The 10,931-nt window shown below is 46.8% G+C and carries 9 protein-coding genes; 4 read left to right on the plus strand and 5 right to left on the minus strand.

The window, feature by feature from the left end; translation table 11 throughout:
- Positions 1-144 precede the first annotated feature (144 nt).
- Entirely contained in the window at positions 145-756 is a 612-nt protein-coding gene (locus BUB99_RS04210) for an FKBP-type peptidyl-prolyl cis-trans isomerase (RefSeq protein ID WP_245816791.1), read from the minus strand.
- Positions 757-918: 162 nt separating this feature from the next.
- Between BUB99_RS04210 and BUB99_RS04215 the strand changes: the two genes are divergently transcribed.
- Positions 919-2,916 carry a tetratricopeptide repeat-containing sensor histidine kinase gene (locus BUB99_RS04215; RefSeq protein WP_170863728.1) on the plus strand — a complete coding sequence of 666 codons (1,998 nt, stop codon included), beginning with the start codon at positions 919-921 and terminating at the stop codon, positions 2,914-2,916.
- A gap of 187 nt (positions 2,917-3,103) precedes the next feature.
- On the opposite strand, the gene BUB99_RS04220 is transcribed toward BUB99_RS04215, so the two are convergent.
- Positions 3,104-3,679 carry a DJ-1/PfpI family protein gene (locus tag BUB99_RS04220; RefSeq protein ID WP_073119673.1) on the minus strand — a complete coding sequence of 192 codons (576 nt, stop codon included), beginning with the start codon at positions 3,677-3,679 and terminating at the stop codon, positions 3,104-3,106.
- A gap of 113 nt (positions 3,680-3,792) precedes the next feature.
- Positions 3,793-4,815 (minus strand): alkaline phosphatase D family protein, encoded by a 1,023-nt coding sequence (locus tag BUB99_RS04225; RefSeq protein WP_073119675.1) that lies wholly within the window; start codon positions 4,813-4,815, stop codon positions 3,793-3,795.
- 284 nt (positions 4,816-5,099) lie between these two features.
- On the opposite strand from BUB99_RS04225, the gene BUB99_RS04230 reads away from it, so the two are divergent.
- The 3 genes from BUB99_RS04230 (at position 5,100) to BUB99_RS04240 (ending at position 8,656) form a co-directional block, all read left to right on the plus strand.
- Positions 5,100-6,686 carry an SDR family NAD(P)-dependent oxidoreductase gene (locus BUB99_RS04230; protein ID WP_073119677.1) on the plus strand — a complete coding sequence of 529 codons (1,587 nt, stop codon included), beginning with the start codon at positions 5,100-5,102 and terminating at the stop codon, positions 6,684-6,686.
- Between the two features lie 105 nt (positions 6,687-6,791).
- On the plus strand, positions 6,792-7,754 hold the full coding sequence (locus BUB99_RS04235) for a helix-turn-helix transcriptional regulator (RefSeq protein WP_073119678.1): 963 nt from the start codon (positions 6,792-6,794) through the stop codon (positions 7,752-7,754).
- A 119-nt stretch (positions 7,755-7,873) separates the two neighbouring features.
- Entirely contained in the window at positions 7,874-8,656 is a 783-nt protein-coding gene (locus BUB99_RS04240; RefSeq protein WP_073119680.1) for a hypothetical protein, read from the plus strand.
- Positions 8,657-9,451: 795 nt separating this feature from the next.
- On the opposite strand, the gene BUB99_RS04245 is transcribed toward BUB99_RS04240, so the two are convergent.
- Together BUB99_RS04245 and BUB99_RS04250 are read right to left on the minus strand one after the other, a co-directional pair.
- The gene (locus tag BUB99_RS04245) at positions 9,452-10,192 is read right to left on the minus strand and encodes an SDR family oxidoreductase (RefSeq protein ID WP_073119682.1); all 741 of its coding nucleotides are present in this window, start codon (positions 10,190-10,192) and stop codon (positions 9,452-9,454) included.
- 77 nt (positions 10,193-10,269) lie between these two features.
- The gene (locus tag BUB99_RS04250; protein WP_073119684.1) at positions 10,270-10,836 is read right to left on the minus strand and encodes a Crp/Fnr family transcriptional regulator; all 567 of its coding nucleotides are present in this window, start codon (positions 10,834-10,836) and stop codon (positions 10,270-10,272) included.
- Positions 10,837-10,931: the final 95 nt, after the last annotated feature.

Consider the following 10,931-nt stretch of genomic DNA (forward strand, 5'->3'; position numbering starts at 1 on the left):
AGACACCTAAATTGGCCATTATCTCTTCCAAAAAGAATGACGCTATCCCCATCAAATCATGATTTACATCATCTAAATGCACACCCACAAACAAAAAAAGCCGACCCGAAAGTCAGCTTTTGTATCTTGATCGCTTAGCGATAATTAACTCACCGAGATCAACTCAATATCGAATATCAACGCTGCGAAAGGAGGAATATCCTGTCCCGCTCCTCTGTCTCCATAAGCCAGGTTATAAGGAATATAAAGTTTCCACTTGTCCCCTGGTACCATTAGCTGTAGCGCTTCGGTCCACCCTGCAATCACTCCCCCTACTGGGAAAGTTGCAGGCTGTCCACGCTGCACCGAACTATCGAATACTTGTCCGTTGATCAACTGACCTGTATAATGTGTCGTCACTTGGCTAGCCGCCGTAGGCTTAGTACCCGCTGCGTCTCCAGACTCGATGATCTCGTACTGTAGACCACTCGCTAAAGTCACTACACCCTCTTTTGCACTATTTTCTTTGAGAAACGCCTCTCCTTCATCTTTCACACCAGCGTGTGCATTTGCCTTGAGTTCGCCGATTTTCTTCTGGAGTACTTCGTTGATCTCTTCTGGAGAGATGGCACTCTGTCCCGCGAAAGAATCCGACAGTCCACTCATGAATGCATCTATATCAAATGCCTTATCAAAACCTTCACTCGCAAAGTTTTGTCCTACACTCTGACCTAGTCCGTAACTGAACTTTTGGTCTTCGCTATTTAATTCTACCATTGTCATAATTATTTAGCTCGCAAAGGTAAAAATTATTACCAGACCTTTTTTGATTATCTAATGATATGACATAAAGTGGCTATAACTTTAAGACTCAACCTTCATTTCATGTCCTATATAATTTCTTAACTCTAGTTTTGTTACCTTGGCTTTCATATGTCTATGAGATTACAACGCCTTCTACCCATATTCATACTATTCATCGCAACCGGATTGCAAAGTAGCTACTCGCAACAGTCCGTATTAATGAAGGCTTTCGAAGAAAGAATCGAAAGTCTCCCCTATCAAATTCAAATTGATACCCTTCTTAGCACAAGTCTTCTACCAGTATCCGATTCTTTGCCAGGAGCCATTGTTTTAGCAAAGAGAGCACTTGAAATCAGTTTAAAAAATCATTATATAATTGGATCAGCTATTAGCTATCAATATCTAGGCAATGCTCAGTTTTTAGAAGATCAATTTGATCGTGCTCTAATCAATCTCGAAGCAGGTATAAAAATCTATGATTCGCTAAAGGATACCAAAGGAGTCATGAATTGTCAAAAATCAATGGGCTCCGTCTACATGAAAATGGGCAACTATGACGAAGCAATAAAGCGATATCTGATCGCTATGAAAATAGCAGAGCAACTATTAGGCAAGGATACTACAGCTGAAATATACGGGCACATAGGCACTGCACTAAACTACCAAAGAAAGTATGATCAAGCCATCTCCTACTTAGAAACAGCTCTATCAAAAAACCCTCCTTTGTCCATAAAACATAAGATTCTCAACAGCCTCGGCATCTCTATAAAACACACTGGAGATTTCAAAAAAGCTGAAGAGTACTATCTAGAAAGTGCGCGAATATGTGTCGAAACACAAACTGATATGTGCGAAGTATATGCATACAATAGCCTAGTATCTCTATACAGAGAAATAGATCAACCCAAAGCAATTCAGTATGCACACAAGATCATAGACCAATTAGAAAACGTAAAAAGAAATAAAGAAATACTCGTATCAGTATACAATAACCTAGGAGCCATATATATGGATCAACTCAAGTATGATCAAACCATCTTCTATTTAAAGAAAGCGCTAGCCCTGTCCAAAGAAACCCACCAAGGAAACAGATATATCATACATGCCAACCTCTCCTTTGCCTACGAAGACACCAAGCAGTACAAACTCGCACTGGAGCACATCACCACCTACTGGCAATTTAAAGACAGCTTGCTATCAGTGGAAAAAAGTAAACTAGTGGAAGAGTATCTCACTAAATTTCAAGTCGAAAAAAAAGAAAAAGAAATCATGCTTCTCAAAAAAGACAAAGAGTTGCAAGAGGCTAAGCTCGCCAACAACAAAGCAGAACTACACAAACAGGCATTGATCAGAAACACCTCCATAGCGAGCTCCATCCTCATCATTACGGTGATGTTCGTAATGTTCGTATTCTACAGACAGAAAACAAAGGACAAAGAACTACTCGCTCAACAAGCAAAAGAAGTCGCAAAACAAAAAAAGCTAGAGCTGATTCGTACACATGAGATCAAAACTATCCAAGCGAGCATAGAGGGTCAAGAACACGAACGGCAAAGAATCGCAAAAGAACTCCATGATGGGATCGCTGGCTCATTAGCTAGCATTAAGCTGAGCCTTTCACAACTGACAGACAAGTACGGTGCGAGTAAACCATTGAAGAAAATCATCACAAACCTAAACGACACCTATGAAGAAGTACGTACGATCTCGCACCATCTAACACCCCCTCGTATTACCAATACGTCGTTCATTGAACTGATAGACAACTATCTCAAAGAACTATCTGCTTTGTGCAAGATACACATAGGGACACACTACTATCCAAAAGACAAAATAGACCAGCTACCAGAGCATATTAAATCAGAGATCTACCGAATCCTCCAAGAGCTCATCACCAATATAATCAAGCACTCCCAAGCCAAACACATTGAGATCAACTTCACCATTACAGATGGACGACTCAGCTTGTTAGTCGAGGACAACGGCGTTGGGTTCAACACCCAGACCACTACCACTGGAATAGGACTGAGAAACATTGTATCCAGAGTAGAATTACTCCATGGTGAGATTGATATTGACTCCTATCTCGGACGGGGAACCATCCTCAATATTGCTATCCCCATCTCAGGATAAGAAAACGCTCCTCCGAGTACTGCTCTAGCAGCCTCCTCATATGCTCCCTAAGGATAGAGCAAAAACTACTACATAAAAAATCCCCCTCAGACCAATAGCCCGAAGGGGATTCCTGCCATTAGGCAGATGCATCTCGCTATGACAATTATTGAGACCGTATTTTTAAACGAGATTTAACACCTTTTAGTTAAATCTCGATCTTCGCACCGAGCACTTTCAGAAACTCTCGGATGAAAGCAGGGTGCGCGGGCCATGCAGGTGAGGTCACGAGGTTGCCATCGACATAGGCACCATCGACAGGGATGTCCTGAAACTCCCCTCCTGCTAGTGTCACCTCTGGCCCCACCGCTGGATAGGCAGTCAGCTTGCGTCCCGAGACCACTCCTGCGGCAGTGAGTATTTGTATCCCGTGACAGATGGCCGCCACGGGCTTGTCCGCTTCGAAAAACTCTTGGACGATCTCGATCACACGGTCGTTGAGCCGGAGGTACTCTGGTGCTCTGCCTCCCGCTATCACCAGTCCCTCATAGTCCGACGTACTGACTGCATCAAAATCATAGTTCAGTGCGAAGTTGTGTCCAGGCTTCTCGGTATAGGTCTGATCTCCTTCGAAATCATGGATGGCCGTCTTGACGATATCGCCTTTCTTCTTGTCAGGACACACGGTGTGCACCTCGTACCCGACCATTTCGAGCATTTGAAAGGGTACCATCGTTTCGTAATCCTCTGTAAAATCTCCTGTTAGGAATAGTAACTTCTTCATGTCATTGGTTTTTTAGTGAATAAATATTTGTGCATCCGTCGACCCTTAATAGAGAGAACGGACGCTACATTTCCTTACGAATCAAAAGCAAGGGAAGATGAACTTTTGCCCTCCTATTCGAAGACAATGTCTAGCTTTTCCATCACGGCTGACGAGTCGGATTTCAAGTAGCCCCTGACAGAGTCATCTGCATTGATTTCGATTAGTCCGTAGTTGAGTGCATAGACGATATCCCCCTCTCTGTGCCGGTTGGGTTCCTGACGCTCGTCACTCCAGCCATGCGTCAGCGAGCTAGAGGTGATGTCATAAACCTTGCGTCCGTTGTAGTCCAGTTTGGACATCTCCCCGATGTGTCGGTCACCGGTGAGGAATATCGGCTTCTTCACCTCATACTTCACGAGCATTTCGAGCATCTTGGTTCTGTCCTGAGGAAAATTGGCCCACTTCTCGAAGATGTGCTCCTCGGGCAAGAACTGTATCCCCGAGGCAAACAAATGCACATCTGCAGTGGACTGAGCCAGTTCATTTTCGAGCCACGCCCACTGTGCCTCACCGAGGATAGCTCCTTCGGGGTTGGGCACGATGGTGTCGTTGACCAAGGACATCTCGTCTCTGAAGTAGCGCGTATCCAACAGCAGCACTTTTACCTGCATAGCCGAATCCCCTAGCGTATACGTCCCATAGACGCCTTCACGGGTTCTGCGTACGTCATCGACCGGCACATCCAAAAAGTCAAGCAATTCCTGCTGACTCCCCACTTTGGCTTCATACTCCTTGCCTGCATTGTTTTTGCCAAAATCATGGTCGTCCCACGTCCCGATCACGGTCGTGGCAGCTCTCAGCGCCTGATAGCCAGGGTTCATCTTTTGCTTTTGGTACTTGGCGCGCATGGTGTCCATGTTGTCGGTATCGCCATAGATATTGTCACCGAGCCATATCCAGACATCGGGAGACTCTGCTAGGATATCATCCCATAAAGGCTGAGGTTTGTTTTGGTTGCTGCACGAGCCAAACGCGATTTTTATGCTTGTTTTAGGAGTGGCTTCTTCAGTCGAAACCTCCTGAGACTCGTGAGACGTAGGTGCCGTACAGGCCGCCATGATTCCCAAGAGAATCATCGATAGGTACTTTTTCATGTGTTGCGTTTTGTATCCCACAATGATACCATTCGAATAAAAAGTATATGTGAAGAAACCATGAAGCCTATGTTGATATAGGAGTCAAACATTAAAATATGAATCATAAAAAGCCTGCATTCGGTGCTAACAATGAGCAAGAGGGATGAGCAACAAAGACCTAATGCAAGAAACCGTAAAGCCCTGACGCTACTGCCTCATTCGGACGCTCGCATTGATTTCAGAAAGGGCGTAGCGCATCTTGATTGCCAAATCACTAGTTTTGCGGGCTAAAGAGACATACCATGGCCAAAGCGCAAAGTGAGACGGGGAACACACCTCCCAATGAAGACGGAGCTACTCCTAAATTAAGTCCTGAACAGATCGATCAGTGCATCGCTGCTTTGGAATCACTCAACAGCGACACCAGCCAGATCTTTGACATCCCCAAAGACAAACGCCTCTCTCTGCTCAAAGCCGCTGGCCTACTCTCCCGCCCCAGCAAAGAAGAACTCGCTCAACGCAAGAAGGAAGCGAAGAAACGCATCAAAAAGAAAATCGCTGCGCAGGACAAACAGTCTCGCAATGCCACAGGCATACGCTCGGCACGTGAAGCATCCGTCTTCGTCGCACCGACCATGATCGCACTCACAGGGGCCGAAGCAGAAAAAGAAGTCCTCCTCGCTTCTCCTCGCCAGTGCTACGTCTGCAAGGAAGAGTACCACCGACTGCACCACTTCTACGACACGATGTGCAAGAGCTGTGGAGATTTCAACTATGCCAAGCGTTTTCAGACGGCGGACATGACTGGGCAGGTCGCACTCGTGACTGGTTCACGCCTCAAAATCGGCTACCACATCACGCTGCTCATGCTCAGAGCAGGTGCTACGGTGATCGCCACGACGAGATTTCCCGTCGACTCGGCACTCCGCTATGCCAAAGAACCCGACTTTGAGCAGTGGGGACACCGCCTCAAAATACACGGCCTAGACCTGCGCCACATTCCTAGTGTGGAGATCTTCTGCAACTTCATCGAGCAACAGTACGACCGCCTGGATGTCCTCATCAACAATGCCGCTCAGACGGTGAGACGTCCCTCGGGCTTCTACAAACACCTCATGCCCAACGAAGGCCGCAGCACGACTGAGCTCCCTCCATTTGCTCAGGAGCTGCTGCATGATCACGATGCGTGCCTTGACGAACTGCGCCAACTGAGTGCAGGCTTTGCCGAAGGGCAAGGCAAAAACCTACCCGTCACTTGGCACGGCAAACAACTCGGGATCGGACTCAGTGCCTCGGCACAACTGTCGCAGATCCCCTACAGCATCGACAATTCACTGACTGCCGAAGAGGTATTCCCTGACGGGAAACTGGACGCAGACCTCCAGCAGGTCGATCTGCGCAAAACCAACAGCTGGCGACTCAAACTCGGCGAAATCCACACCAACGAAATGCTAGAAGTGCAGCTGGTCAACTCCGTCGCGCCTTTCGTGCTCTGCAACCGCCTCGTCAACCTGATGAAAAAAGACGACACAGGCATGAAGCACATCATCAACGTCTCGGCGATGGAGGGCAAGTTTCACCAGTTTCACAAAGAGGACCGTCACCCCCATACCAACATGGCCAAGGCTGCCCTCAACATGATGACGCTGACTTGCGCCTCGGACTTTGCCAAGTACGGCATCTATACCAACGCCGTGGATACAGGCTGGGTGACCGACGAGGATCCCGCCGAACTGGCCCGCAAGAAAGAAGAGGAGCACGACTTCCAGCCGCCACTCGATATCGTGGACGGTGCTGCGCGGGTACTCGATCCGCTATTCGATGGGATCAACACTGGCAAACACTGGTGCGGCAAGTTCCTCAAGGACTACAAACCGACCTCTTGGTAAAGAAACCCCTACAGAAAAGCGTATCGCTCCAAAACCAAGACACATACACCCAAAGAAAAACCAAGCCAATACGACAACAGAATCATACCATCAATCCCCTAACTCGTGCTCCCAATCACCTACACACTCACCCAATCGACACAATGGATCGAAACACTCCATCGCCAGTTGCCCTCTACCTTGGCCGACAATACCCTCACGCTGCTCCCTGAGGTAGGCACTGGTACGATCAGGGTATTTGAGATCCAACCAGGCCTCTATGTCACCTACATCGATGTGCAGCTCAACCAACCCGTCCAGCTCCATCGCGTCCCTGCCTCATCCAACGATCACTTCATCGTCAATTTTCATATCTCACAAACCTCCATCCTCAAAGAAACCGAACACAACTCCTACCAACTCGGACTGAGCAACCAGAGTGTTTTGCTCTCTTCCGCTATGACACAGGCCAAACTGAGCCTCCCTACGCACCAGCCCATCCATGTATTCAACATTACGTTTTCGAAAGCCTGGTTTGAGACCAACCTCCAAGAAAACAACAGTACGCTGAGCCACCTGCTCTCCCAAGAGGTCGGGATCTACCTCTTCGAAAACCTCGACTATACCCTGAGTCAGACCATCGCAGGCTTCCGCGCCCAGCCGGAGCAATTCAGCAAGATCAATTTGTTTGCCCGCGTACTACAGATCCTCTCTCACTTCTTTGACAAAGTCGAAAACCGAGCCCATACACAGTCCAAATCCATAGCCCCCACAGACCTCAAAGCACTGATGGCCGTACGACACGCGCTAGAACAAAACTGGGACACCCCACAGTCCAACGAGACCCTGGCCTCCTCGGCAGGAATGAGTCTCTCCAAATTCAAAGGGCTATTCAAACAAGTCTTTGGCATCACACCCTACCAATACCACCTCCAGTACAAACTCGACAAAGCCAAAGAAATGCTCCTCCAACAACAACACAGCATCTCCGAAGTGGGGTACCTCATCGGCTACAGCAACCTGAGCCAGTTTTCGAAGGCCTTCAAAAAATACCACGGCCAGTTGCCACGGGAGATCCTCGGTGCCTAAACCCACCCCATCGCTGCGGTCATCGCATGATTGACCGATTGGGGCAGGGCTCTGGCTTTTGGGGATAGTATGATGCGACGGAGGGTGGTTTATTTGTGCACACAATCAAAAACCAAAACATGCAAGCAACAATCAAAAACCTCCTGACACCTACGTCATTGTTCCTCACTTTTGTACTCACACTGGCCATACCGCTGGTGAGCGTAGCACAACAAGGCTTTTATTTCGGGACGGGCTTCAACACCTACATGACCCACGAAGAAGTCCGAAGCAGTGACGGGCAGTATGACTTTTCGCACAGCACCCAATCCAAAAACGACGGTTTTCTCTCACAATCCCTCGGAGACTATGGAGTCGGTCTCTCCTTGGGCTTTCGAAAAAACATCAACGCTCCCAGTGGGAAAAACATCCTCACACTGGATGCCCAATACTACTACAACTACCAAAACGTCACCCTAGACAATGATTTTGATGCCTTCCGCATCAAGACCACAGCCCACTACAACCACGGCTATCGCCTTGCTCTGGGACACCACTTTGGGATGATCCACCCCTACCTCATCATCCAGGGCATCTACCAAAACATCTCCCCCTACAACAGCAGCATCGACAATGACGGCATCATCTACGACGTGGATGACGATGGCACCATCCTCGACACCACCCTCAAAACCAAAGGAGACAGTTTTAGCACCGAGGTGTTCAGCTTCATCGGTGGATTCGGGATCGAAGTACCCGTACACCCCAAGTGGACAGTCAATGTCGAATACATCCCCATGAAACACGTCGAGTACGGCCTCCGCTCGGTCAGCAACCCCGACAACTACTTCGCCAACGGCCTAGTCATCAACCAACTCCATGTAGGGTTTAGGTACTTCCTATACGACCCTTTCGGGAAATAACGCCCCCACCCACAGACCTGCCCCGCAGTTCGGTCGGTATGTTTGAGGGCAAAAATCAATGTTCGACATGGAGCATTCAGTATTCCAATCACTTAGACATTACGGAACCATTTTTTGTCCTTTCGACCACTCTATGCTACGCGTCATTCCCTTTGCTCGGCAAGGGAATCCGCGGGGAGTGAACGCCGTAGTTGTAGGACAACTGTACTGCTCATGGCGGGGATTGCGCCGATCTGCGCCCTCGTCCTCGTCGGACAGTGACGGTCGGTGTGTATTTTGGCAATGGCAGGCTCGAGTCAAGTCTCGCAGTGCACCCAAAAAAACTGCACGTACGACAGAGAGAGAATACCAAAAACGAGCGGACACCCTCCTCTATTGTAGGTCTTAGCGGAGATCAAGAGCAGAGGGATTCCCAAAAGTAAAACTGATGCGATGCGCCGCGGCTTTAGCATCTTTTTCAGTCTCAAAAATGCACGTTTAGACGGATCTGAGGGCGATTTTTCAGACCACGTGTGATCGGAGCTTCAAACACACGTCTTTGAAAGCTCAACCACGTGTGGTTGGCGCGTCAAACACACGTGGTTCAAACCGCAAACACAGGTGGTCTAAAACGGGCTCTTTTTAGCAGGTCATATTTGAGCTGAAAATCCAAGAATTTAGGCAAGGCAACAGGCTAATATTCGGTTGGTTTTTTGGTGATTGAGAAAGAGAATATGGCGGGAGCGGTGGTGTGAGAAGCACGCCGTGAGCTTATCGCTCACGGACGTCTACTCGATTAGCGGTTTGTTATTTCTTTTACCAAGCAACTTCCCCTGTTTCAGGATTGGTTTCTTCACTAAAGAATTTACCCGTTGGACCGTCTTCACCTATGGTTGCATACTTAACGATTCTTTTGGCAGCAGTTTCTACATCACCACCATTGCCAAAAGTAAAATCAGTTGCAGTTAACCCAGGACAAACAGCATTGACTTTGAAATTGGTATCACGAAGTTCATACGCTAAATGAATGGTATACATATTCAGTGCTGCTTTTGAGGCAGCATAGACTGCATATTTGGCATAATCGTAAGCTGGCCAGTTGGGGTCACTTTGCAAGGTAAGAGAGCCTACACTCGTACTCAAGTTTACAATCCTTGGTTCGTCCGACTTTCTTAGTAAATCAACAAATGCATTTGTCACTCTTGCTGTTCCGATCACATTGGTATCAAATGCCGCTCGATACTCATCAGGTTTGGCTTCAAGAGCCGTATAGGGACTGTTTCCTCCGTTGATGCCCGCATTGTTTATTAAGACATCCAAAACATCCGTCCTTTTCCCAATAGCTTCACGGCCTTTTTGCACTGAAGATTCATCCGTTATATCCATCTGGATCACTTCGACGTTGCTCCACCCTTCAGCTTTTAACTCTTCAACAGCCTTTACTCCATTTTGTAGATTTCGGCTACCCATGTAGACATAATATCCGCTTTGTAATAGTAGTCTTGCTGTTCCAAAACCTATTCCTTTGTTCGCTCCTGTAATAAGTGCTTTTTTCATTTTGTTTCCAGTTTAAATTTCTGAAACAAAATTCGCTGGATGAAAAACAAACTGTTTTACCATATGGTAAAAAGCAATCAGCGGATGTTTTTTCTTATTCTACTTAAGGACTGTTGTGTGACGCCTAAGTAAGAAGCAATGTAAGTCAATGGAATACGATTAATAAGGGAAGGATAGTTTTCCATAAATTCTAAATAGCGAGTAGTAGCATCTTGTGACACAACTGGACCTTTTCTGGATTTTTGGTACATACACAATTGTACCATTTTGTTTTTAATGTTGTCCCACCCTACAATAATCTGTGACAGATCTTCCCAGTGTTGCTTAGAAAAAACAATGAGCTTACAGTCGGTACATGCTTGCAAATATTCAGCGGAGATAGTGTTTGCTTCAAAATTGACATAATCTACTACCAGGCTATTCTCGCTAATAAAACATCGCGTGATTTCCTCTCCTTCTTTGTTGTAATAACAACCTCTTATGACACCCTCTACTACAAAACCAACTTGCCTTGGGATCTTACCTGCCTCTGAGAAATACTTGTCTTTTTGAAGAGCAATTTCAATTGCGCTTTGGGTTACAAGGTTTAATTGTTGTTGATTGAGGTTGCCAATTTGCAAGATGTATTTTATCAGTTCTTCCATAATAGCAAGTTGATAAAACTTGAATTTTAATGATTTAACATATGGTAAAAAGTATGGGGCGATACGTCCAACTAAAATAAATATGCGCCCCAGTT

Origin of the sequence: Reichenbachiella agariperforans (genome assembly GCF_900142205.1) — a bacterium.
Taxonomy (GTDB): domain Bacteria; phylum Bacteroidota; class Bacteroidia; order Cytophagales; family Cyclobacteriaceae; genus Reichenbachiella; species Reichenbachiella agariperforans.

Coding starts and splice junctions, on each gene's coding strand:
- BUB99_RS04210 (WP_245816791.1), bottom strand. CDS start 756: ATGGTAGAATTAAATAGCGAAGACCAAAAGTTCAGTTACGGACTAGGT.
- BUB99_RS04215 (WP_170863728.1), top strand. CDS start 919: ATGAGATTACAACGCCTTCTACCCATATTCATACTATTCATCGCAACC.
- BUB99_RS04220 (WP_073119673.1), bottom strand. CDS start 3,679: ATGAAGAAGTTACTATTCCTAACAGGAGATTTTACAGAGGATTACGAA.
- BUB99_RS04225 (WP_073119675.1), bottom strand. CDS start 4,815: ATGAAAAAGTACCTATCGATGATTCTCTTGGGAATCATGGCGGCCTGT.
- BUB99_RS04230 (WP_073119677.1), top strand. CDS start 5,100: ATGGCCAAAGCGCAAAGTGAGACGGGGAACACACCTCCCAATGAAGAC.
- BUB99_RS04240 (WP_073119680.1), top strand. CDS start 7,874: ATGCAAGCAACAATCAAAAACCTCCTGACACCTACGTCATTGTTCCTC.
- BUB99_RS04245 (WP_073119682.1), bottom strand. CDS start 10,192: ATGAAAAAAGCACTTATTACAGGAGCGAACAAAGGAATAGGTTTTGGA.
- BUB99_RS04250 (WP_073119684.1), bottom strand. CDS start 10,836: ATGGAAGAACTGATAAAATACATCTTGCAAATTGGCAACCTCAATCAA.